This window comes from Nocardia sp. NPDC127579 (assembly GCF_042672005.1).
Taxonomy (GTDB): domain Bacteria; phylum Actinomycetota; class Actinomycetes; order Mycobacteriales; family Mycobacteriaceae; genus Nocardia.
This window is the reverse complement of record NZ_JBHXVZ010000002.1, coordinates 112,188-134,027: the sequence shown is the minus strand read 5'-3', so window position 1 is coordinate 134,027 and position 21,840 is coordinate 112,188. Positions and strand designations below refer to the sequence as shown.

21 protein-coding genes are annotated in these 21,840 nt (G+C 69.1%); 7 read left to right on the top strand and 14 right to left on the bottom strand.

What is annotated here, in order from left to right; translation table 11 throughout:
* Positions 1-79: 79 nt before the first annotated feature.
* The 3 genes from ACFVMC_RS08195 to ACFVMC_RS08185 form a co-directional block, all read right to left on the bottom strand.
* On the bottom strand, positions 80-1,867 hold the full coding sequence (locus ACFVMC_RS08195; RefSeq protein ID WP_379208111.1) for an ABC-F family ATP-binding cassette domain-containing protein: 1,788 nt from the start codon (positions 1,865-1,867) through the stop codon (positions 80-82).
* Positions 1,868-1,961: 94 nt separating this feature from the next.
* Entirely contained in the window at positions 1,962-2,897 is a 936-nt protein-coding gene (locus ACFVMC_RS08190) for a 4-(cytidine 5'-diphospho)-2-C-methyl-D-erythritol kinase (RefSeq protein WP_379208110.1), read from the bottom strand.
* 76 nt (positions 2,898-2,973) lie between these two features.
* Positions 2,974-3,726: an SDR family oxidoreductase gene (locus ACFVMC_RS08185; protein ID WP_379208108.1), complete on the bottom strand. Its 753-nt coding sequence runs from the start codon at positions 3,724-3,726 to the stop codon at positions 2,974-2,976.
* 79 nt (positions 3,727-3,805) lie between these two features.
* Between ACFVMC_RS08185 and ACFVMC_RS08180 the strand changes: the two genes are divergently transcribed.
* Complete coding sequence (locus tag ACFVMC_RS08180; protein ID WP_379208106.1) at positions 3,806-4,414, top strand: TetR/AcrR family transcriptional regulator; 609 nt, start codon at positions 3,806-3,808, stop codon at positions 4,412-4,414.
* 76 nt (positions 4,415-4,490) lie between these two features.
* Positions 4,491-4,697, top strand: coding sequence for a heavy-metal-associated domain-containing protein (locus ACFVMC_RS08175; RefSeq protein ID WP_379208104.1), 207 nt, complete (start codon positions 4,491-4,493; stop codon positions 4,695-4,697).
* A gap of 25 nt (positions 4,698-4,722) precedes the next feature.
* Here ACFVMC_RS08175 and rsmA read toward each other — a convergent pair whose 3' ends face one another.
* The 4 genes from rsmA to ACFVMC_RS08155 all read right to left on the bottom strand — a co-directional run bounded on the left by rsmA (position 4,723) and on the right by ACFVMC_RS08155 (position 9,088).
* The gene (gene rsmA, locus ACFVMC_RS08170) at positions 4,723-5,604 is read right to left on the bottom strand and encodes a 16S rRNA (adenine(1518)-N(6)/adenine(1519)-N(6))-dimethyltransferase RsmA (RefSeq protein ID WP_379208103.1); all 882 of its coding nucleotides are present in this window, start codon (positions 5,602-5,604) and stop codon (positions 4,723-4,725) included.
* Between the two features lie 77 nt (positions 5,605-5,681).
* Positions 5,682-6,836, bottom strand: coding sequence for an alpha/beta fold hydrolase (locus ACFVMC_RS08165; RefSeq protein WP_379208101.1), 1,155 nt, complete (start codon positions 6,834-6,836; stop codon positions 5,682-5,684).
* Positions 6,837-6,947: 111 nt separating this feature from the next.
* On the bottom strand, positions 6,948-8,072 hold the full coding sequence (locus ACFVMC_RS08160; RefSeq protein WP_379208099.1) for a transglycosylase family protein: 1,125 nt from the start codon (positions 8,070-8,072) through the stop codon (positions 6,948-6,950).
* Between the two features lie 188 nt (positions 8,073-8,260).
* Positions 8,261-9,088 (bottom strand): TatD family hydrolase, encoded by an 828-nt coding sequence (locus ACFVMC_RS08155; RefSeq protein WP_379208097.1) that lies wholly within the window; start codon positions 9,086-9,088, stop codon positions 8,261-8,263.
* A gap of 148 nt (positions 9,089-9,236) precedes the next feature.
* On the opposite strand from ACFVMC_RS08155, the gene metG reads away from it, so the two are divergent.
* Both metG and ACFVMC_RS08145 read left to right on the top strand, forming a co-directional pair.
* On the top strand, positions 9,237-10,796 hold the full coding sequence (metG, locus tag ACFVMC_RS08150) for a methionine--tRNA ligase (protein ID WP_379208096.1): 1,560 nt from the start codon (positions 9,237-9,239) through the stop codon (positions 10,794-10,796).
* A gap of 8 nt (positions 10,797-10,804) precedes the next feature.
* Complete coding sequence (locus tag ACFVMC_RS08145; protein ID WP_379208094.1) at positions 10,805-10,993, top strand: hypothetical protein; 189 nt, start codon at positions 10,805-10,807, stop codon at positions 10,991-10,993.
* Positions 10,994-11,021: 28 nt separating this feature from the next.
* On the opposite strand, the gene ACFVMC_RS08140 is transcribed toward ACFVMC_RS08145, so the two are convergent.
* Positions 11,022-11,774: an isocitrate lyase/phosphoenolpyruvate mutase family protein gene (locus ACFVMC_RS08140; RefSeq protein ID WP_379208092.1), complete on the bottom strand. Its 753-nt coding sequence runs from the start codon at positions 11,772-11,774 to the stop codon at positions 11,022-11,024.
* Positions 11,775-11,878: 104 nt separating this feature from the next.
* Entirely contained in the window at positions 11,879-12,739 is an 861-nt protein-coding gene (gene rsmI, locus ACFVMC_RS08135) for a 16S rRNA (cytidine(1402)-2'-O)-methyltransferase (RefSeq protein ID WP_379208091.1), read from the bottom strand.
* A 63-nt stretch (positions 12,740-12,802) separates the two neighbouring features.
* Between rsmI and ACFVMC_RS08130 the strand changes: the two genes are divergently transcribed.
* Positions 12,803-14,452 (top strand): dolichyl-phosphate-mannose--protein mannosyltransferase, encoded by a 1,650-nt coding sequence (locus ACFVMC_RS08130; protein WP_379208089.1) that lies wholly within the window; start codon positions 12,803-12,805, stop codon positions 14,450-14,452.
* On the opposite strand, the gene ACFVMC_RS08125 is transcribed toward ACFVMC_RS08130, so the two are convergent.
* Together ACFVMC_RS08125 and arcA are read right to left on the bottom strand one after the other, a co-directional pair.
* The gene (locus ACFVMC_RS08125) at positions 14,449-14,808 is read right to left on the bottom strand and encodes a GntR family transcriptional regulator (protein ID WP_379209457.1); all 360 of its coding nucleotides are present in this window, start codon (positions 14,806-14,808) and stop codon (positions 14,449-14,451) included. The two genes, ACFVMC_RS08130 and ACFVMC_RS08125, sit on opposite strands and share 4 nt — an antisense overlap.
* A 7-nt stretch (positions 14,809-14,815) precedes the next feature.
* Positions 14,816-16,051, bottom strand: a complete 1,236-nt coding sequence (arcA, locus tag ACFVMC_RS08120) for an arginine deiminase (protein ID WP_379208087.1) — start codon at positions 16,049-16,051, stop codon at positions 14,816-14,818.
* Positions 16,052-16,186: 135 nt separating this feature from the next.
* Between arcA and soxR the strand changes: the two genes are divergently transcribed.
* Complete coding sequence (soxR, locus tag ACFVMC_RS08115; RefSeq protein ID WP_379208085.1) at positions 16,187-16,684, top strand: redox-sensitive transcriptional activator SoxR; 498 nt, start codon at positions 16,187-16,189, stop codon at positions 16,682-16,684.
* Between the two features lies 1 nt (position 16,685).
* On the opposite strand, the gene ACFVMC_RS08110 is transcribed toward soxR, so the two are convergent.
* Positions 16,686-17,813: a glycosyltransferase gene (locus tag ACFVMC_RS08110; protein ID WP_379209455.1), complete on the bottom strand. Its 1,128-nt coding sequence runs from the start codon at positions 17,811-17,813 to the stop codon at positions 16,686-16,688.
* 177 nt (positions 17,814-17,990) lie between these two features.
* Between ACFVMC_RS08110 and ACFVMC_RS08105 the strand changes: the two genes are divergently transcribed.
* Positions 17,991-18,578 carry a hypothetical protein gene (locus ACFVMC_RS08105; protein ID WP_379208084.1) on the top strand — a complete coding sequence of 196 codons (588 nt, stop codon included), beginning with the start codon at positions 17,991-17,993 and terminating at the stop codon, positions 18,576-18,578.
* Here ACFVMC_RS08105 and ACFVMC_RS08100 read toward each other — a convergent pair.
* The gene (locus tag ACFVMC_RS08100; RefSeq protein ID WP_379208082.1) at positions 18,561-20,081 is read right to left on the bottom strand and encodes an FAD-dependent monooxygenase; all 1,521 of its coding nucleotides are present in this window, start codon (positions 20,079-20,081) and stop codon (positions 18,561-18,563) included. The two genes, ACFVMC_RS08105 and ACFVMC_RS08100, sit on opposite strands and share 18 nt — an antisense overlap.
* Before the next feature lie 132 nt (positions 20,082-20,213).
* Positions 20,214-21,782 (bottom strand): alkaline phosphatase D family protein, encoded by a 1,569-nt coding sequence (locus ACFVMC_RS08095; protein WP_379208080.1) that lies wholly within the window; start codon positions 21,780-21,782, stop codon positions 20,214-20,216.
* Positions 21,783-21,840 lie beyond the last annotated feature (58 nt).

Genomic DNA, 21,840 nt, shown 5'->3' with positions numbered 1-21,840 from the left:
GCTCGAGCGACCACCCGCCCACATCTGACGGCGGCACACGCTCGCACCGAATCAACCGGCGGTGCGCATCGGCCCTCGGTCAGGCGTCCTCGGCCAGCTCCATCCAACGTTCCTCCGCCGCTTCCTTTTCCGCCAGCACCTGCTTCAACTCCGCGCCCAGCGACATGAGTTTGTCCGGGTCGGTGGCGGCGTCGGCGAGTGCGGCGTGCAGTTTCGCCTCGCGCTCCGCCAGCTTGTCGATGGTGCGTTCCAGTTTCGCGAGCTCCTTGCGCGCGGCCCGGTAGGCGGCCGAATCCGTCACCGGGGCAGCGGCTTCCGCTGCCGCGCGGACCGGAGCGGGCGAACCCGCGGCGGCGCGCCTACGGAGGTATTCGTCGATCCCGCCGGGCAGGTTGGTGAGTTTTCCATCGCCGAACAGCGCCCATGTGGAGTCGGCGATGCGCTCGATCAGGTAGCGGTCGTGGCTGATCACGACCAGCGTGCCCGCCCAGTTGTCGAGCAGGTCCTCGAGCTGCTGCAAGGTGTCGATATCGAGGTCGTTGGTGGGCTCATCCAGCAACAGCACGTTCGGTTCGGCCATCAGGATGCGGGTCAGCTGGAGGCGGCGACGTTCGCCACCGGAGAGATCGCCGACCGGTGTGCGCTGTCGCGCCGGGGTGAAGCCGAGCCGCTCGGCCAGCTGTCCGGCCGATATCTCCTTGTCGCCCAGCATGATTCGCTGCGCCACCTGCTGCACCGCCTCCAGCACACGCATATCCGTGGGCAAGTCGTCGAGTTCCTGGCGCAGCCAGCCGATCTGGACCGTCTGACCTTGGATCCGCTTGCCGGTGGCCGGTTCCGCCTCGCCCGCCAGCGCGCGCAGCAGCGTGGTCTTACCGGACCCGTTGACCCCGACCAGGCCGACCCGTTCGCCCGGCGCGAGCCGCCAGGTCAGATCGCGCACCAGTTCCCGGCCGTCCGGGGTGGTAAGGGTGGTGTCTTCCAGCTCGATCACCACGCGCCCCAGGCGTTTACGGGCGAACGCGGCCAGTGACACGCTGTCGCGCGGCGGCGGCACGTCGGCGATCAGCGCCTCGGCCGCCTCCACCCGGTAGCGCGGCTTGGAGGTGCGGGCCTTGGCGCCACGGCGCAGCCAGGCCAGTTCCTTGCGGGCCAGGTTCTGCCTGCGCGCCTCGGAAGCGTCTGCCTGCCTGGCCCGTTCGGCCCGCGCGAAGATCCAGTCGCCGTAACCGCCCTCGTAGCTTTCGACCTTGCCGCCCACCACCTCCCAGGTATCGGTGGCGATGGTGTCCAGGAACCAGCGATCGTGGGTGACCACGACCAGTGCGCTGCGACGTTCCAGCAGATGCTGAGCCAGCCACTGCACGCCTTCGACATCGAGATGGTTGGTCGGCTCGTCGAGCACCAGTAGATCCAGCTCGCGGACCAGCGCGGCGGCCAGCGCGACACGGCGGCGCTCGCCGCCGGACAGATTGTCCACCGAGGTGTCCATGCCCAGGCCCTCGATGCCGATGCCCTCGAGCACCGAGCGGATCCGCGGGTTGGCGGCCCATTCGTGCTCGGCGACCGCGCCGGTGAGCGCGTCGTCGGCGAGCCCGGCCAGCACCACGGTACCGACGGTCGACCCGGGCGGCAGCACTCCGCGCTGGGTCACCACGGCCATGCGCAGCCCGCCGACCCGGCTGACCCGGCCGCTGTCCGGCGCCTCCAGCCCCGTGAGCACCTCGAGCAGAGTCGTCTTGCCGCCGCCGTTGAGGCCGACGACGCCGATCCGCTCCCCCGCGTGCACCCCGAGCGAGACATTGTCCAGGAGCGGCTTGATGCCGAAACTCTTGGAGACCTGCTCCAGATTGATCAGGTTGGACATCTAGCTCGTCCGCCTCTCCGCGTATTCAGGGGCCGGGAAATCGGTCGTCCAATCCCATCACAGGGCCGACCTCGGGAAATGGGCGGCAGGGGATTCAGTGTTTGACGTGCGTGTCCGGCGGCAGGACACGGGCGCCGGGGACCGGCCCGCTCGCGGTACGGACACTGCGCGCTACACCGGCGCCGGCCAGTTCGGCGGCCACGGCGACGGCGGCCGATTCACTCTCGCACAGGAAGGCACAGGTGGGCCCGGAGCCCGAGACCAGGCCCGCCAGGGCGCCGGCCGCCACGCCCGCCCGGAGGGTGCGGCGGAGTTCGGGTTTCAGCGAGACCGCGGCGGCCTGGAGATCGTTGCCGAGCAGCGGCGCGAGCTGTTCCGGGGCGCCGGAGGCCAGCGCCTGCATCAGCTGTTCGGGCGGGCCGAGGCGGGGCGGGGTACCGATCTCGCGCAGCCGGTCGAGTTCGGCGAAGACCGCGGGGGTGGACAGGCCGCCTTTCGCGAAGGCCAGGACCCAGTGAAATGTGTTGCGGGACAACACCGGAAGCAGTCGCTCGCCGCGACCGGTGCCGATGGCGGTGCCGCCGTGCAGCGCGAAGGGTACGTCACTGCCCAATTCGGCTGCGATGGTGAACAATTCGTCGCGGCTGAGCCCGATATCCCACAGCTCGTTCAGGCCGACCAGGGCGGCGGCGCCGTCGGCGCTACCCCCGGCCATGCCGCCGGCCACCGGAATCCCTTTGGCGATGGCGATTTCCACCAGCGGCGCCCGCCCGGCGAGGTGCGCCAGCCGGACCGCCGCCTTCCACACCAGATTGGTGCGGTCGGTCGGCACGTCGGCGGCGCCCTCGCCGCTCACCTTCACCGAGAGCGCGACAGCGGGCGAGAGATGCAGATCATCACTGAGCGACAGCGCTTGGAACACCGTGGTCAGATCGTGGTAGCCATCCGCGCGCAGGTCACCGACTCCGAGGTGCAGGTTCACCTTCGAGGGCGCGCGCACGGTGACGGGGCTCGGCACTACTGACAACACGAGGCCCAACTCTAACGGTTACCCCCGACACCGGGCGGCCCCGCGACCAGCCGGGCACCGCGCGGGCATATTTCGGTCACAGCAGGACGCCGCCGGTGGCGTCGATCCACTGCCCCGTCACCCAGCGCGAGTCGTTCGAGGCCAGGAATCCGACGATATCGGCGACATCGTCGGGCCGCGCGACGCGGTTGAGCGGGGACCAGCTCGCCACCGCGGCCTCGGTCTCCGGATTGCGCAGCCAGCCCGCGTTCATATCGGTGTCGATCACGCCCGGCGCGACCGCGTTGACGGTGATGCCGCGCGCACCGACCTGCTTGGCCAGGATCTGGGTGAACGAGTCGATCGCGCCCTTGGTCATGGTGTACGCGATGAGCTCCGGCATTCGCGCGCCCTGGGTGAGGCCGGTGGAGACGTTCACGATGCGCCCACCGTCGCGCAGCCGGTCCAGGCCGAGTTTGGTGACGAAGAACGGCGCCTTGGTGTTGATCGCGAACACCCGGTCGAAGTCGGCCTCGGAGGTGGCCTCGATCGGTTCCCGGACGCCGTCGATGCCCGCGTTGTTGACCAGGATGTCCAGGCCGTCGGCGTGCGCGTCGAAGGCGGACCACAGCGCGGCGGCGTCGCCGGGCACGCCCAGCTCGGCGCGAACGGCGAAGGCGGAGCCGCCCTCGGCCTCGATCGCGGCCACGGTCGCCTTGGCGGCCTCCTCGTTGCCGTTGTAGTGCACGGCCACCCGCGCGCCGTCGCGGCCCAGCCGTTCCGCGATGCCACGCCCGATGCCGCGGCTGCCGCCGGTGACCAGAGCCGTCTTGCCTGTCAGTGCACCCATGACCGGGTTCCTTTCTCTAACGATCACTACAGAATGGGACGTTAGCACATTATCTAGCGAGCGTTATAAAATGTTTGACATGGCCACCACCGCCCGCGGACGCCCGCGCTCCTTCGACCGAGCGGAAGCGCTGGACAAGGCCGTCCGCCTGTTCTGGACCCGGGGCTACGAGGCCACCTCGATCGGCGACCTGACCGCCGAACTCGGCATCGGCGCGCCCAGCCTCTACGCCGCCTTCGGCGACAAGGCCACACTGTTCGCCGAGGTGGTGCGCGCGTTCGGCGCCCGCTACGGCGGCTTCCTGCCGCGCGCACTGGAAGAGGAGCCCACCGCGACCGCCGCGGTGCGACGTATGCTGCGCGAGGCGGCCGCGGAGTACACCCGGCCGGAATGTCCGCACGGCTGCCTGGTGATGAGCGCGGGCGTGAACACCACCAGCGCGGAGGTCGCAGACATGCTGCGAAACATGCGCAATCGGAATATCGAGATGTTCGCCCAGCACATCCAGGCCGATATCGACGCGGGCCTGCTGCCCGCCGACGCGAACGCGCGAGCGCTGGCGCGCTACGTGGGCACCGTCCTACAGGGCATGTCGCAAGCGTCCCGGGACGGGGCAAGCCGGGGCGAGCTGGCCGAGGTCGCCGAATTGGCCATGGCGAACTGGCCCTCGTGGTCCACGACACACTGATTGCGTTACATACCCCCTACGGGTATGTTGGATCGTGCCGGGAGTTGCCCGGCCACATGAGCGAAGGAGTTGGGCGATGGCCGTCAGCACCTACACCGTCAAGGGCATGACCTGCTCGCACTGCGTCGGCGCGGTCTCCTCGGAGATCGGCAAGATCGACGGAGTGACCAGCGTCGATGTCGACCTGGCGAGCGGTCTGGTCAAGGTCGAGAGCGGCGCGGCGCTCTCCGACGCCGAGGTCGCCGCCGCCGTCGACGAGGCGGGCTACGAGCTCGCCTCCTGAGGCGGGCGCGGATTACCTCGGCTGCTCAGGTCTGGGCGGCGAGGCGGACGTAGGCGGCGGTATCGAGCGTCTCGCCGCGGGCGGTCGGGTCGATGCCGGCGGCGAGCAGCCGGCGCTCGGCCTCCGGCGGCGAACCCGCCCAGCCGGCCAGGGCCGCGCGCAGGGTCTTGCGGCGCTGCGCGAAAGCGGCGTCGACGACCTCGAAGACACGGCGGCGGTGCGCGTCGTCGATCGGCCACGGCGGTTCGGCATAGCGCTCGATCCGGACCAGCCCGGATTCGACACGCGGAACCGGCCAGAACACCTGGGTACCAACATGTCCGGCGCGCCGCACCCGCCCGAAGAACCCGGCTTTCACACTGGGCACCCCGTACACACGGCTACCCGGTTCGGCGGCGAGCCGATCGGCGACCTCCGCCTGCACCATCACCAAAGACGTGGTGATACTCGGCAATTCGGCCAGCAGATGCAGCAGCACCGGAACCGCGACGTTGTAGGGCAGATTCGCGACCAGCGCGGTCGGCGCCGCGGGCAGTTCCGCGGCGCTCACCCGCATGGCGTCGGCCCGGACCACCCGGAGCCGATCGGCCAGCTCCGGCGCCCGGTCGGCCACCGTCACCGGAAGATGTTCGGCCAGTACCGGATCGATCTCGACCGCGACCACCGAATCGACCACATCGAGCAACGCGAGTGTCAGCGATCCGAGCCCCGGGCCGACCTCGAGCACGACATCGGCGCGCCCGACCCCGGCCGCCGCCACGATCCGCCGCACCGTGTTGGCGTCGTGCACGAAGTTCTGCCCGAGCTGCTTGGTCGGCCGGACGCCGAATCGCTCGGCCAGCACCCGCACCTCGGCGGGCCCGAGCAGCGCGGCGCTCCCACGAGCGGAAACATCGGATTCGGACACCCGTAGAACCTACCTCCGATACCCCCGCACACCTGTGCCCGGGACCCAGCGGCGGCGAACCGCCGGGTCCCGGGACGTCATGCCTGGGTGGGTGTGGCCTGAATCCGCGCCAGGAACTGGTCGATTCCGGCGTACATCGCCGGGTTCAGCTCACAGTGCTGGCCGGTGCCGGTGATGGTCTCGAAGCCCACCCCGTTGGCGGCCAGCTGGGCGACCAGCGCACCGTGCAGCGGGGACGGCACCACGGTGTCGGTCACATTGATCAGCAGCAGGATCGGAGCGTCGTAACCGCTGGTCGGCACGGTCAGGTAATCGTTCAGGGCAGAGCGGATGCGGTTGTCGGACAACGGTTTGGCCATGAGTTCACCGATGCCCATGCCCTTCACCCGGGCGAAGATGTCACCGATGCACTCGCTGCTCGCCTCGTCCAGCACCGACTTGCCCAGCGGCGTCAGGTAGCTGTCGACATCGACGTCCGGTCGCGCCTCCCGCAACCCGGCGAGAATCGACACATAGAAGGCGAGCACGCCGTCGGTCCCATCGACCTGCGGGATAGCCGGACCGGCGAGCGGCAGCACCTTCTCCACATCCGATTCCGGATCGACCGCGACGGTGCCGCGGAAGTCCAGTTCGGGTGCGTAGGCGGCTTGGAGGTGGGCGGTGCCGAGCGCGGCCTGACCACCCTGGGAGAAGCCGATCACACCCCAGGTGCGCGACAGCTCGGGATAGGTGGCGCGGGCGGCGCGCAACAGGTCGATGGTGGCGGTGGCCTCGGTGCGCTGCTCCAGATACGGGTGCGCACCGGTGTCGAAATTACCCAGGCCCAGATAGTCCGGAGCCACGACGGCGAATCCCTGCCCGACCAGGCGCTGGATGAACGCGTCCTCGCGCGGGCTGCGCGGCGTGGACTGGCCGCCGCAGCCCGGGCCGAGGCCACTGGTGCCGTGGTCGTAGGCGATGATCGGCCAGCCGCCCGGCGGCGGCGTGCCCGCGGGCACGAACACCGCGCCGCTCGCGGGTTGTGCGGTGCCGCGGGATCCGGTCATCCAGTAGTCGAGCACCGCGCCGCTCGTGCCCTGCGGCATACCGCGCCACCCGTCCGGCCGTGCCGTCACCGCGATCACCGCGCCGGGCGTATCCGCGTGCGCGGGGCCCACATTCACCAGCAGTGCGGCGCTGGCGGACAGCGTGGCGATCGCGATCGCGCGCTTCCAACCGGGAACTGTTCGCATCCGAAACCCTTCGTACACCCGACCCATCAGAACAAAATCTGGACGAGCGTACAGTTCGATTTCGGCCATTCCCGCGCTGTTCAGAGAACCCTCAGACTCTTCTCCGAGGTGTCACATACCGAGTCGGCTGGTGCAGGCGGGCCAGGCGCCCCACCCCTGCCGCGCGCGCGTCACTTCCCCGATCGCGATCTGCTCCTCGCGGGTCGCGAGATCGGCGCGCGGCGCGTACTTCAAGCCGCCCTGGCGTTCCCAGGTGCTCTGATCGAACTGCAAGCCACCGTAATAGCCGTTGCCGGTATTGATCGACCAGTTACCCGTCGCCTCGCAGCGGGCCAGCGCGTCCCAGATCGTGCCGTCCTTGACCGGCGGCACCTCGGTGCCCGGTTTGGCGCCCTTGCGCACCGTCTTCGGCTGCGCGGGCACGATGACAGTGGAGGCGACCTGCTTACGGTCCACCTCTTCGCCGTTGACCTTGGTGACCGCGAAGGTGGCCTCGTGCAGGCCGGGCACGCCCTTGTTCTCCACCACGGTGCGGCTCATGTTCATGGTGACGTCGTCGATGACGTTCTCCGGCGGATCCAGCGGCAGCGTCTCGGTGAGGTTCTCGACCCGCTTGCGAGTCACCGTGATTCGCATGCCGTCGGTCAGCACGGTGTCGGCGGGTGGCTCGACCGAGTCCTGCTCGATCAGCGGAATCCCGGCCGTGGCCAGCGCTTCGCCGACGGTGCGTCCGGCGATCCGGACATCGACGAAGGCGCCGATGCCATCCAGCAGGGCCACCGGACGCGGGCTCGCGACCTGGAGGGTCGCCCCCGCCAGCGGCAGCGCCGCGTTGCGCGCGGGCGCCACGAAGCGGTCGTTCGGGATCTTCAACTGCTCGAGTGCCTCACCTGCCGTGAGGCCGGTGGTCCACACCTGCTGCTGCATGCCGTCGATGGTCAGCGTGACCTCGCGGGCCCGGTTCAGCACGATGGTGGCGCCGTCGGCCACGGCGGCGGACAGCCCGGGGCGCACCGCGTCGCGATCGGTGACATCGAATCCGGCCGCGCGCAGTACGCCGGCGACCGTGCGGGACATGGTCGGCTGGGTGGACTGGGCGCCGTCGACGATGACTGTCACATGCTTGCGGTTCATGATCGCCAGCGCGGAGCCGACGATCAACGTCATCAGCAACGCCGCGACCGCTGCGTAGAGCAGCGGGGAGCGTGACTGGTTGATCCGCGTGAATGGGGACATGGTCACAGGACGATAACGAGGGAGGAGGGAGTGGACAACCGCAGGCCGTGCAGCTGCGGCTTTCAATATCACGATCGAATATCGCAGCCCCAGGTAAATCACAAAATGGAGCCAGAATAGTGATCTGGGCCACATTTTGTGGATCGAGCTCCGACGGTGGTAACGCGCGCGCTCGAACCGCCGACGTTTTAGATTCCGTAGATCCGCCGGGCGTTCGCCGTGGTGATCTTCGCCAGCTCCGCCGGATCCTGCTCGCGCAATTCCGCCAGTGCGCGCACGGTGTACGGCAGCACATACGACTCGTTCGGCGCACCGCGGAACGGATGCGGGGTCAGATACGGCGCGTCGGTCTCCACCAGGATCGCCTCGTCCGGCACGACCTTGGCGGCCTCGCGTAGTTCACGCGCGTTCTTGAAACTCACGGTGCCGGAGAAACTCAGCACATACCCCTCGGCCACACACGACAGCGCCATATTCGTGTCCGACGAGAAGCAGTGGAAGATCACCTTTTCCGGCGCACCCTCGTCCAGCAGCACGGTCAGCAGATCGTGATCGGCCTCGCGATTGTGGATCATCAGCGGCTTGCGCAGTCGCTTGGCCAGGTCGATGTGCCAGCGGAAACCCTCGATCTGGGTTTCGATATCCGCGCAACCGTCGAGTTTGCCGGGCCAGTAGTAGTCCAGACCGGTCTCACCGATCGCGACCACCCGCGGATCGGCCGCCAGTCGCTCCAGTTCTGCCTTCGCGGCGTCGTCGAGCGCGTTCGCGCGGGTCGGATGCAGTGCGACGGCCGCGTAGACGCGGGAATCCCAGTGCGCGGCCCGGACCGCCCACTGCGCGGCCGTCAGATCATCGGCGACGGTCACGATGGTGCCGACACCGACCGAGGCGGCCCGGTCGACGAGCACCTTCGTCGACTCCGCATCGGTGGCGCCGCACGCGTCCAGATGCGTGTGCGCGTCGACGAGCGGGGTCAACGGTTCCGGCAAATCCGGCGCGGGCCGTTTCGCGCTCATACCTGCGCCTCGGTTACGGGGATATTCACGTGAGCGACGAATAGCACGGCCATTACAGTAGACACACCATGAGCGAGCGAAGCGAGCGAAGCATCAACACAGCCGCAAAGGCGGTCGTGCCGACAGCGAGCGACAGCGAGGCGTCGGCATGAGCGCCTCTGACCGTCCCGCCTTCTATGTCACCACGGCCATCGCCTACCCGAACGGTGCGCCGCATATCGGGCATGCCTACGAGTACATCTCCACCGATGCCCTCGCCCGATTCAAGCGGCTCGACGGGTACGACGTCTTCTTCATGACCGGCACCGACGAGCACGGTCAGAAGATGCAGCAGGCCGCGGCCACCGAGGGTATGCCCGTCGAAGAACTCGCGGCGCGTAACTCCGACGTGTTCGAAGCCATGGACAAATCGCTCGACATCTCCTTCGACCGGTTCATCCGCACCACCGACGAGGACCATCGCGTCGCGTGCGTGGCGATCTGGGAGCGGATGCTCGCCAACGGCGATATCTACCTGGGCAATTACTCGGGCTGGTATTCGGTGCGCGACGAGGCGTTCTACACCGACGAGGAGACCACGCTGCTCGAGGACGGCAGCCGGATCTCCACCGAGACCAAGACCCCCGTGCAGTGGACCGAGGAGTCCAACTACTTCTTCCGGCTCTCGGCCTACCAGGACAAGCTGCTCGCGCTCTACGAGGAGCATCCCGAGTTCATCGCGCCCGCCACGGCGCGCAACGAGATGACCAGCTACGTCAAAGCCGGTCTGAAGGATCTGTCGATCTCGCGCACCACCTTCGACTGGGGCGTGCCGGTGCCCGGGCAGCCCGATCACGTCATGTACGTGTGGGTGGACGCGCTCACCAACTACCTCACCGGCGTCGGCTTCCCCGACCCGGATTCGGCTGCGTTCCAACGGTTCTGGCCCGCCGACCTGCACATCATCGGCAAGGACATCACCCGCTTCCACACCGTGTACTGGCCCGCGTTCCTGATGTCGGCCGGAATCGAACTGCCGAAACGCGTTTTCGTGCACGGGTTCCTGTACAACAAGGGCGAGAAGATGTCGAAGTCGGTCGGCAATGTCGTCGACCCGCTGGAACTGGTCGCCGAATACGGCCTCGACGCCTTCCGTTTCTTCCTGCTGCGCGAGATCTCCTACGGCCAGGACGGCAGTTACAGCCACGAGGCGATCGTTTCGCGGATCAACGCCGATCTGGCCAACGAGTTCGGCAACCTCGTGCAGCGCAGTCTCACCATGGTCAACAAGAACTGCGACGCGCAGGTGCCGGCGCCGGGCGAGTTCACCGCCGAGGATCGGGCGCTGCTCGATGCGGCCGCAGGTCTGCTGGAGCGGGTGCGCGCCGAATACGACGCCCAGCAGATGCATCTCGCGCTGGACGCGATCTGGAAGGTGCTCGCCGAGACCAACCGGTACTTCTCCGCGCAGGCGCCCTGGGCGCTGCGCAAGTCCGGTACCCCCGAGGACCTGGCCCGCATGGCGACGGTCCTCTACGTCACCCTCGAGGTCGTCCGCATCGTCGCGATCCTGGTGCAGCCGGTGCTCCCCGGCTCCTCCGCCAAGATCCTGGACCTGCTCGCCCAGGAGTCCCGCACCTTCGCCGCGCTCCCTACTCCCCTCACCCCCGGCACCCCGCTCCCCGCACCGGAGCCGGTCTACCCGAGGTACGTGGAACCGAAGGACTGAGTTCCTTCGTGGCGAAACGACGCTATGTCGCCCACGGAGTCCCAGGTGGTTACCGCATCTGGGACAACCGTCGGCAACGCGTCTGGGGCGACCTGTACGAGCTCTGCCCCGATGACCTGCTGCGCGAGTTGAACGGGGCAGGTGACTACGACCGAATCACCGCGCTGCTCAAACGGTATCGAGCACTCCGGCGATAGCCGATTCGGATTCGAGGCGGGTCCGCGGTCACTTCCACTGTGCGAGAAGGCGTTTGGCTTCGTCGGCGAGGGCGGACTGCAGGAAGGGGCCGAAGCTGATGCGGGCTACGCCGAGGTCGGCGTAGTGGGCTTTGACGGGGGTGCCGGGGAGACCGATCGCGTTGACGGGCAAGGGCAGTTCGGTGGTGAGGCGGCGCAGATCGGCGTCGGAGTGGCGGCCGACCGGGTAGAGGACATCCGCGCCGGCTTCCGCGGCGAGTTTCAGGCGGGCGACGGCGCGATCGACGCGGTCGGCCTCGTCACCGTCCTGGCGGAGGAACAGGTCGGTGCGCGCATTGACCACGACGTGCACGCCGGCGGCGTCGGCGTATCGGCGCAATTCGTTCACGAACGAGGCGTGCTCCTGCGCACCGCGCAGCCGCCCGCCCTCGCTGTGCACCGTGTCCTCGATGTTCAGGCCGATCGCGCCCGCCTCGAGCAGCCCCTCGACGAGCTGCGCCGGCTCGAGCCCGTACCCCGCCTCGATATCCAGCGAGATCGGCACATCCACCGCCGCGGTGATCTGCCGGACCCGGATCAGCGATTCCGCGAAGGTCATCCCCTCGGCGTCCTGCCGCCCGATCGACTCCGCCAGCGGATGACTCCCGATCGTCAGCGCCGCGAACCCGGCCTCCACCGCGAGCGCCGCCGACCACGCATCCCACACCGTAGGCAGCACCACCGGATCTCCGGGAGTGTGCAACTCGAGAAACGCCTTCGCCTTGCTTTCCAGAGTGGTCATCCCTCGATCATCCACGGCCCCGCCCGAACTGGCGAGAACCACAGCTCGAATCGCGACGTCACCCGTGCGGTCGCGGTGGTGACCTGGTCGATCCGTATTGTGCTTCAGGGGGTTTCGGTGCGGCGGGCGGCGAGGACCGCGTCGTAGAGTTCGCGGCGCGAGGTGTTGTGGGCGGCCGCTATCCGGGCACAGGCGTCTTTGAGGCGCATGCCGTCGTCGATCAGGGCCTGGACCTGGTCGACGAGGTCCGCGGGGTCGGCGGAGATCGGCTGGGCGCCTTCGAGGACCACGGTGATTTCGCCGCGGGCCCCCTCGACCGCCCAGGCGGCGAGTTCGGCGAGCGTGCCGCGTTTGACTTCCTCGTAGGTCTTGGTGAGTTCGCGGCAGACAGCGGCGCGTCGGTCGGGACCGAGCACCTCGACGGCATCGGCCAGGCAGTCGGCGAGCCGGTGCGGCGCCTCGAAGAACACGCAGGCGCGCGGTTCGGTGGCCAAGGCGCGCAACCACTCTCGGCGCTGGCCGCCCTTGCGGGGCGGGAAACCGTCGAAGCAGAAACGCTCCACGGGCAGACCGGACAGGGCCAGTGCGGTGGTCACCGCGGACGGTCCCGGCAGGCAGGTCACCGGCAGTTCGTCCGCGACACAGGCCGCCACCAGCCGGTATCCGGGATCGCTCACCGACGGCATGCCCGCGTCGGTGACCAGCAGCACCGTGTGCCCCGCCGCGATATCCGCGAGCAGCGCCGGAATCCGCGCGGCCTCCACATGGTCGTAGAAGCTGACCACCCGCCCGGTGATCTCGACGCCGAGCGCCTTGGCCAGCGACCTGGTCCGCCGCGTGTCCTCGGCCGCGACCACATCCGCCGACCCCAGCGCATCCCGCAGCCGCTGCGACGCGTCGCCGATATCGCCCATCGGCGTCGCCGCCAGCACCAACCGCCCGGTACCCGCCGAATCCTGCGCCACCACTCTCCCGTCTGAACCGTCGTCCCCGGCCCGACCGAGCCTAGTGCGCGAACAACGCCCTCGATGACCGACCTTGTCCGCTCGACCGCTTACCATCGGTGCGTGACCCAGGTGACCTCCCGTCCGAGCTTCCCGTTCGGGATCGTGCCGCCCTGGTCGAGTCCCGCGCCGTTGCGGGTGTCCCCGGATTTCGGTCCGACCGACACCGTGCGCGGGTGGTTGGTGACGGCGTTCTTGACGGTGATCGCGGGGATCACGCGGTTCATCATGTTGAACTATCCGACCGAGGGCGGCACGCCGGTTTTCGACGAGAAGCACTACGCGCCGGAGGCCTGGCAGATACTGACCGGGGGCGGGGTGGAGGACAACCCCGGCTACGGGCGGGTGGTGCATCCGCCGGTCGGTAAGCAGATGATCGCGATCGGCGAGTGGCTGTTCGGGTACAACGCGTGGGGATGGCGGTTCACGGCGGCGCTGTCGGGAACGATCCTGGTGTTGTTGATCATCCGGATCGTGCGGCGGCTGTCCCGCTCGACGCTGATCGGCGCGATCGCGGGCATCCTGGCCATCTGCGACGGGCTGCTGTTCGTGTCCTCGCGCATCGGCATGCTCGACATCTTCATGGCCCTGTTCGTGACGGCGGCCTTCGGCTGTCTCGTCGTCGACCGCGACCAGATGCGAGAACGCCTGGCCCTGGCGGACGCGCAGGGCCGGATCGCGGTGACGGACTGGGGTCCGCGACTAGGCGTGCGCTGGTGGCGTTTCGGCGCGGGCGTGCTGCTCGGCCTGGCCTGCGGCACCAAATGGTCCGGCATCTATTTCATCGTGGCGTTCGGTTTGATGAGCGTGTTCTTCGATGTGGCGGCCCGGCGTGCGTACGGGGTGCGGCGGCCGTGGATCGGCACCATCGTCCGCGATGTGGGTCCGGCGCTGTACGCGCTGGTGCTGATCCCGCTCGGCGTGTACCTGGCGACCTACTGGGGCTGGTTCGCCAGCGAGGACGGTATCTACCGCTACGCGGTCGGCAATCAGGTGGGCCGCGGCGGCTTCTGGTCGTTCCTGCCGGACGCGCTGCGCTCACTCTGGTTCTACAGCGGCGAATCGCTGCATTTCCATGAGGGACTGACCAATTCGGCGGGCAACCAGCACCCGTGGGAGTCCAAGCCGTGGACCTGGCCGATGGGCCTGCGCCCCATGCTCTACCACTATGCGGGCAATGTGAGCGGCTGCGGTTCGGCGCCGTGCGTGAAGGCCGTGATGCTGATCGGCACGCCGGCCATCTGGTGGGTCGCGTTCCCGGTACTGGCCTGGATGATCTGGCGCACCATCGTGAAACGGGACTGGCGCTACGCCGCGGTACTGACCGGCTACGGCGCGGCCCTGCTGCCCTGGTTCCTCACCCTGGACCGTCAGATGTACTTCTTCTACGCGGTCGCGCTGGCGCCGTTCCTGATGATGGGTGTGGCGCTGGTGCTCGGCGACATCCTGGGTCCGGCCCGGGAGTTCGTGCTGCGCCGACCGGGCTGGTCGGTGCCGATGGCGCCGGTGGCCACGTATCTGCCGAGTGAACGCCGCAGTCTCGGCCTGCTGACGATCTGCCTGTACCTGGGCTTGGTGATCGCGAACTTCATCTGGCTGTGGCCGATTCTCACGGCACTGCCGATCACCGAGTCGAACTGGCACGACCATCTCTGGCTGCCCAGCTGGCGTTAGCTTTCGAGCGCGGATCTGATGTAGCGCAGCGCGGTTTCGTCGTCGACGCCGAGCCGCCGGATGGCCGCCACGAAATCGGTGGCGGCGCGACCGGCCGCGTCCCGGGTGGGGTCGCCCGAGGAGGCGATGAACGAGCCCTGCCGCCCGCGGGTCTCGAGTACCCCGTCGGCTTCCAGTTCGCGGTAGGCGCGGGCCACGGTGTTCGGCGCCAGCCCCAGCTGCGCGGCCAGCGCCCGCACGGTCGGGATCTTGGTGCCGGCGGTCAGCTCGCCGGAGCGGACCTGGGCCAGTACGCCCAGCCGTAGTTGCTCGTAGGGCGGCACGGACGACTCGTGGTCGATGGTGACAGTGAACATGGCGGGGTCACACAGCATCTCGAGAGAGCGGACAGGACATACAGCGCGGTCCGCCCCGGCCGGAGCCGAGTTCGGATCCGGGGATCGGCAGCACCTCGATTCCGGCGTCGGCGAGCCGCACATTGGTCATTTCGTTGCGTTCGTAGGCGATCACCACGCCCGGCGCGACGGCGAGGGTGTTGTTGCCGTCGTCCCACTGTTCGCGTTCGGCGGTGACGCCGTCGAGCCCGGTATCGATCACCCGGAGCTTGCCGATGCCCATGGCTTCGGCGGCGGCGGGCAGGAACGGGTCGGGGCCGCGCATGCTGACCACGCCGTCGGATTCGCGGTGGATGGTGAACGCCTGCAGGGTGTCGCGCACCGCCGGGTACATGACGACGGCGTCGGTGTCGACCATGGTGCACACGGTGTCCAGGTGCATGGTGGCGCGGTTCTGCGCGATCGGCACGACGAGCACGGTGCGCGCCAGTTCGTCGTCGAACAGGCTGCGCGCCAGCGCTTCCGCGCCGGCCGGTGAGGTGCGCTCGCCGACGCCGACGGCCACCACGCCCGGGGCGAGCAGCAGCACATCGCCGCCCTCGATGGGTGCGGTATGTGATTCGTAGGCCCGGCGCACCCCGAGGAAACGGGGATGGAAGGCGTAGATCAGGTCGGTGAGCGAGGTCTCGCGCATGCGGGCGGGCAGGGCCAGGGAGGTGATGGCCACGCGCGGGCCGACCCAGAACGACGAGTCGCGGGTGAACAGCAGGTTCGGCAGCGGTGTGATGACGAAGTCACCGCCGTGGTGCATGCGGCGGACCAGTGAGGCGGCGTCCGGGCCGAAGGGTAGTTCGTCGAAGGTCATGCCGGCCATCAGCAGATCGGCCAGTTCCCGGGCGGGTACGCCGCGCAGATAGGCCGCGAGTTCGTCGGCCAGCGCGTGCCCGAGCTTGCGGGCATCCACCGCCGAGGAGATGCCCTGGATCCGCGCGGCGCCGCTGACCTCGAGTGTCTCGGCGAGCAGATCCGACAGCAGCAGCACCTCGACGCCGCGATCACGCAACACCCCAGCGAATGTGTCGTGTTCCTGCTGTGCGCGCTCGACCCAGGGGATGCCGTCGAACAGCAGCTGATCGTTGTTGCGTGGGGTCAGGCGGCGCAGTTCGTCGCCGGGGCGGTGCAGCAGCACCGTACGCAGGATGCCGACCTCGGAGGTCACACCGAGACGTGATTCGGCGCCGGGTGGCTGTGCGTCTGCTCTCATGAACCGACCGTAGTTCGCCGGGGGCCGCTGAGCACGGAATTCGCCCGGATGTCGTTCGGTTACCGACGGCTGGTCCGATTCCACCCCCAGCCCACCCTAACCTGAAGTATGGTTTAGGTGAATGGAGGAGCGTGCATGTCGACAGCCGATTGGCGAACGAAGGAGCTGACCCCCGGGCAGCTGTCCGAGCGTAGCGGAGTCGCGGTCTCCGCGTTGCACTTCTACGAACGCGAGGGCCTGATCACCAGCCGACGCACCAGCGGCAATCAACGCCGCTACGCGCGAGAAACCTTGCGGCGCGTAGCTTTCATTCGCATCTCACAGCGAGTCGGCATACCGCTCAGCGAAATTCGCGCGGCCCTGGACAAACTTCCCGAGGGCCGCACGCCCACCCGTCGCGACTGGGAGACGCTGTCCACCACCTGGCGCAGCGATCTCGACGACCGCATCACCCAGCTGATTCGCTTGCGCGACAATCTGACCGGATGCATCGGCTGCGGCTGCCTGTCGCTGGGCAGTTGCAAACTGGTCAACGAACGCGATCAGCTCGGCGCGCAGGGCCCCGGCGCGGTCGTGCTCGACACCCACATCAACTGCCCGCCCGGCACCACCGTCGACTGCCGGCCCGGCTGACTCAGCGGCCGAGCACGGCGAGCATCCCGTCCACCGCACGTGGCCAGGTGAACTCCTCCGCACGGGTGCGCGCGGCGCGGCGGCGATCGCGCGGCGGCAGCGCGAGCACCTCGGTGACGGCGTGCGCGAACGCGGCGGGGTCGTCGGCCGCGACGGCACCGCAGTCGGCGGTGACGATGTCGGCCAGCGCCGAGGACCGGCTGGCCACCACCGGCGTACCCGCCGCCAGCGCCTCCAGCGCGGCCAGCCCGAAGGTCTCATGTGGCCCGGGCGCGAGCGAGATATCCGCGGTGGCAAGCAGTTTCGCGACCATCGCGCGATCGGTGATGAAGCCGGTGAAATGAACGGCGGAACGCCCGCCCGGCAGGTCGGGCACCGCCCGGGCCCGCCGTTCCAGCGCCTCCCGGCGCGGGCCGTCACCGGCCACCACCAGCCGCGCATCGATGCCGCCCCGGCGTAATTCACCGATCGCCTCGATGCTGCGATCCACCCGCTTCTCCACCGACAGCCGGCCGCAGTGCACCAGCAGCGGCTGCCCCGGCACCCCCAGATCCGCACGCAGTCGTCCGTCGCGCCGACGCGGGCTGAACAGCTCGAGGTCGACGCCGAGCGGCACCAGTTCCACATTCGGCGCGTCGATCCGCTGGAACTCCGCCCGCGCGAAATCGGTGGTGCAGACCACGATGTCGTACTCGGCGGCGGTGCGCCGATTCGCCAGATCGGCCAGCCGGCGCGCGGCCGAACCGGGCATGACCTGACCGAGCAGCCGATCCAGCCGCTCGTGCGAGATCATCACCCCCGCCACCTCCCGCCGCCGCGCCCAGCGCCCGAATCCGCGCAGCGTCAACCGATCCGAGACCTCGAGCACGTCGGGGCGCAGCCCCGCCAGCACGTCGGCGACCCGCCGCGGATCGGCCGCCCGATAACCCCCGGTCCAGGGAATCGGCAACGCGGGCAACGTGATCCGCAGCACCCCACTCGGCAGGATCTCCTCCGCACGCCGCGCGCCGGGCACGATCAACGCCACCTCGTGCCCCGCCGCCGCGTACCCCGCCCCGAGATGATGCAGCGCGGTGCGCAGACCGCCCGAGCGCGGACCGTAGAAGTTCGCCAGTTGGACTATGCGCACTCCCCGATCGTTCAACGAGCCGAATGTGGGCGGAGGATCTGCCGCGCAACGGAGGATGAACAGGACGCGAAACATTCTCCGTGCTGAACGCCGGGTGCGGCCTGGCCGTAGCGTTTACGCAGGAAACCAGGGTCTTCCCTGAGGCGCGCGGCAACGAGCCCTGACACGATCGAGAGCGTGAAACTTCCCGGGCTGCTGCTACTTTCCGCTCCACTGTGCCTGGCCGGGTACGGCGTCATCCGATTGGCCGGGCGGGCCGACGGACACTACGGGCCGGGCCCGGATTGGCAGGCGGCGCATCTGTTCGGCCTGCTCGGGATGGTGTTGTTCATCCCGGTAGTGCGAAATCTGGGGCGCGAGCTGCCGCCGGGACCATGGCGCACGGGCACCCTGGCCCTGACGCTGATCGGGCTGGCCGCCACCATCGTGCAGTTCACCGCGGACATCTCGTTCGCGGCGCTGGCCACCACCAAGGCGGATATGTCGCGAATGAGCGGGCAATTCTCCGACATACCCGGCGTGCGCCCGGCCTTCTACACCGTGGGCCCGCAACTGTTCTTCCTCGGCCTGGTGACCCTGACGGTGCTGCTGGCGTTGCGCGGCCTCCTGCCGAAGTGGAGCCCGCCTCTGGTGCTGGCGGGCATCCTCGTCTCCGCGGTGAACCTGGACTTCCTCCCCCTGACCGGTGCGGCCATACTGCTGGCGCTGCTGCCGCTCGCCGAACCGGCCGTGGTGGAACGGGTCGGGTTACGTCCCCGCGGGTGAACCGAACCAGCTGGTCAGCGCGGCGCGCAGGGTGTCGGCGGCGGGTTCGTCGATCGCCGCGGCCCAGGCGATATGCCCGTCGGGCCGGATGAGCAGGGCGTCGGCCGGGTGGTCGGCGGCCTTGCCGGTGTGGATGTCGACCCGGTCCGCCCACGCGGCGGCAACCGCGCGCAACTCCGGCCGATCGGCGAGATCCAGCAGGATCGGCCGACCGCTCGGCAGCAGCGCCGCGACCGTGGTCGCTCCGGTCTCGGTGCGCAGGGCCAGATCCGGCACGAAGACACCGGTCAGCGCATGATTTTCGGCACCGGGCATCGGGTAGCGCACATCCGTGCCCGCGATCATCTCGCCGATGCGCCGCGCGGCCGGGGCGTCGGCGAGCAGTTCCTGCACGACCTCCCGCAGCGCGTCGGCCGCCGAGTCGATGCCGCGCCGCAGCGCCACCTGCGCCCGGGTTTGCAGCCGGGCCCGCGCACCCGCGAAATGCCGCTCGACGTGGTAGCTGTCCAGCAGGTCCGCGGGCGCCCAACCCTGTACGGCGGCGGCCAGTTTCCAGCCCAGGTTGACCGAATCGAGCATGCCGACATTGAGCGCGGTGCCGGTGGCGGGCAGCAGGTGCGCGGCGTCACCGGCCAGCAGGATCCGGCCGTCCCGGTAGCGCTCGGCCTGCCGGTCCTTGAAGGTGAAGCGGGACAGCCGCTTCGGATCCGACATGGGTAGCTCCGCGCCGAGGACACGTTGCACGCTGGCGGACAGCTCGGCCAGAGTCAGCGGATCGTCGTCGTCGTAGTCGGTGCTGTCGTCCTCGACGGTCTGCAGGAACAGCCCGCCGGGATTGGCGGCGAAGGCGAACATGCCGCGGTCGGTCCGGGTGAATCCCGCCGCCACCCGGCCCAGTCCGGGCAGTTCGAGGTCGCCGTTGTCCAGCAGCACCGAGTCGGGCACGCTGACCTGCGCCACCCGGTTCACCTCCGGATAGGTGGTGCCCGGGAAACCGATGCCGGCCAGTTCCCGGACCCGGCTGCGTCCGCCGTCGCAGCCCACCAGGTACCGCGCACGCAGCTGGTAGGGCCCGTCCGGGCCGACGATCCGCGCGGTCACCGCGCCTTCGTCCTGGCTCACCCCCGTCACCTGGTGGCCGCGACGGATCTCGGCACCCAGCTCCCCCGCCCGTTCCGCGAGCAGTCGCTCGATCTCCATCTGCGGCAGCGGCACCGCACGCAGCGGCGGATCGGCCAGCCCGGTGAGATCCAGGTGCACGCCGCCGAACGGGAACCGGGCGGCCAGATGCGGATTGCTGCTGGCCGCTTCGAAACGGTCCAGGATGCCGCGGTAGCGCAGCACGTCCAGGATCCGACCGGCGATGCCGCTGGCCTTGGGCACATCGCGCGGGAGCGCGTGCTTCTCCAGTACCAGCGGGCGCACGCCCGCCAGCCCCAGTTCGGCGGCCAGCGTCAGCCCGGCCGGTCCCGCGCCCACGATGATCACGTCGATGTCGCTCAAGCGATACTCCCACTCTCTTCGAATTGCCCGAGGCGGGCAATTCTGCGGCATGACCCGGGTCTTGCGGCAAGCCCCCGGGTCGGCTATACCTTGAGAAGGGGAAACGATCGCGGCATGGTTCCGCCGCAAACTTCAGGCTTCGGTGGTTCCGGGCACGCCGTTCTCAACGATGTAACTCGTGCGCGTGGTGATGGGCGCGCCCGGCCGGGTGACGTAAGGCACCACCCGGAAATCGGTGCGGCACAACGATTCATCGAGGGTCAGCCGCAGATAGCCGCGCTGGGCGTTGAAGAACTTCAGATCCGGATTGGCCGCCAGCAGGCGACGGCCGTGCTCGGTGAGGTCGGCGCCGTCACCGTTGGTGGTGATCGACGTGCCGGTGAATTCCGCGCCCACCACCGGAGAGTCGGGCCGGTCGTAGTCGCCGCGCAGATCACTCGCGCAGTTCTCGTGCTTGTCGCCGGTCACTACCACCAGATTCCGGACCTGCCGCCGCGCCGCCGTTCCGAGTACGGCATTGCGGTCGGCCACATACCCGTCCCAGGCATCGGTGGACACCCGCACCGCCGGGCCGGGATCGGTATCGACCTCACCCAGCGCGACCTGATTGCCGAGTACCTGCCAGCGTGTCGGTGACGAGCTCAGCCCGTCGATCAGCCAATCCCGCTGTGGTGCACCGAGAATGGTGCGGTCGGCGGCGAACCGCTCCGTGCAGTCGGCGACCGGGCTGTGACTGCACGGCACCGCGCTGCGGTACTGGCGCGTATCCAGCATGGTCACATCGACGAGGTCACCGAACCGGTAGCGCCGATGCAGCCGCATATCCGGGCCGGCGGGCAACTGCGCCAGGCGCAGCGGCTGATGCTCGTAGAGCGCCTGGAAGGCGGCCGCGCGCCGACGCCGGAACAGCGGGCCCAGCCGCCCGATATCGAAGCCGAGTCCGGGATTGTCGCCGGCCCAGTTGTTGTCGATCTCGTGGTCGTCCATGGTGATCAGCCACGGGAACGCGGCATGCGCGGCCTGGAGCGGCTGCTCGGCCTTGGCCTGGGCGTAGCGCAGCCGATAGCCGCGCAGATCGACCGCCTCGCCGCGCGCGAAGCTCTGCGGCGGGGTCCCGTCGCGGCGATGGTTCCAGGCCCGCTCGTAGATGTAGTCGCCCAGGTGCAGCACCAGGTCGAGGTCCTCGCGGCTCAGGTGCTCGTAGGCGGTGTAGTAGCCCGACGCCCAGGACTGACACGAAGCGACCGCGAAACGCAGGCTTGCCGTAGGGGTACCGGCCGCCGGGGCGGTCCGGGTGCGGCCGATCGGCGAGAGCGCGGACCCCGCGCGGAATCGGTAGTAATACCACCGATCCGGTTCCAGCCCACCGACTTCCGGATGCACGCTGTGCCCGAGTTCGCGGGTCGCCACGGCGGCGCCCCGAGCCGCGATCCGGTGGAACCGCTCGTCGTGCGCCACCTCGTACTCCACCGTCACCGGCGAACGCGGCATACCGCCGAGCCCGTCGGGGGCGAGGGGTTCCGGGGCCAGCCGGGTCCACAGCACCACGCCGTCGGGCAGCGGTTCGCCCGAGGCGACGCCGAGGGTGAACGGGTAGGTGCCACGCCAGCGCGGCGCGGGGAACAGCCCGCTACTCGCGGTCGCCGCACCGGCCAGCCCGGCCATACCGAACGCCAGCAGGGCGCGCCGCGACAAGGTCATACGTCAGAATACGGCCGGATGCGGCCGTGCGGCAGGTCACAGCCGGGCCCGTCAGTAA

Coding starts and splice junctions, on each gene's coding strand:
- ACFVMC_RS08195 (WP_379208111.1), bottom strand. CDS start 1,867: ATGTCCAACCTGATCAATCTGGAGCAGGTCTCCAAGAGTTTCGGCATC.
- ACFVMC_RS08185 (WP_379208108.1), bottom strand. CDS start 3,726: ATGGGTGCACTGACAGGCAAGACGGCTCTGGTCACCGGCGGCAGCCGC.
- ACFVMC_RS08180 (WP_379208106.1), top strand. CDS start 3,806: ATGGCCACCACCGCCCGCGGACGCCCGCGCTCCTTCGACCGAGCGGAA.
- ACFVMC_RS08175 (WP_379208104.1), top strand. CDS start 4,491: ATGGCCGTCAGCACCTACACCGTCAAGGGCATGACCTGCTCGCACTGC.
- ACFVMC_RS08165 (WP_379208101.1), bottom strand. CDS start 6,836: ATGCGAACAGTTCCCGGTTGGAAGCGCGCGATCGCGATCGCCACGCTG.
- ACFVMC_RS08160 (WP_379208099.1), bottom strand. CDS start 8,072: ATGTCCCCATTCACGCGGATCAACCAGTCACGCTCCCCGCTGCTCTAC.
- ACFVMC_RS08155 (WP_379208097.1), bottom strand. CDS start 9,088: ATGAGCGCGAAACGGCCCGCGCCGGATTTGCCGGAACCGTTGACCCCG.
- metG (WP_379208096.1), top strand. CDS start 9,237: ATGAGCGCCTCTGACCGTCCCGCCTTCTATGTCACCACGGCCATCGCC.
- ACFVMC_RS08140 (WP_379208092.1), bottom strand. CDS start 11,774: ATGACCACTCTGGAAAGCAAGGCGAAGGCGTTTCTCGAGTTGCACACT.
- ACFVMC_RS08130 (WP_379208089.1), top strand. CDS start 12,803: ATGACCGACCTTGTCCGCTCGACCGCTTACCATCGGTGCGTGACCCAG.
- ACFVMC_RS08125 (WP_379209457.1), bottom strand. CDS start 14,808: ATGTTCACTGTCACCATCGACCACGAGTCGTCCGTGCCGCCCTACGAG.
- arcA (WP_379208087.1), bottom strand. CDS start 16,051: ATGAGAGCAGACGCACAGCCACCCGGCGCCGAATCACGTCTCGGTGTG.
- soxR (WP_379208085.1), top strand. CDS start 16,187: ATGTCGACAGCCGATTGGCGAACGAAGGAGCTGACCCCCGGGCAGCTG.
- ACFVMC_RS08095 (WP_379208080.1), bottom strand. CDS start 21,782: ATGACCTTGTCGCGGCGCGCCCTGCTGGCGTTCGGTATGGCCGGGCTG.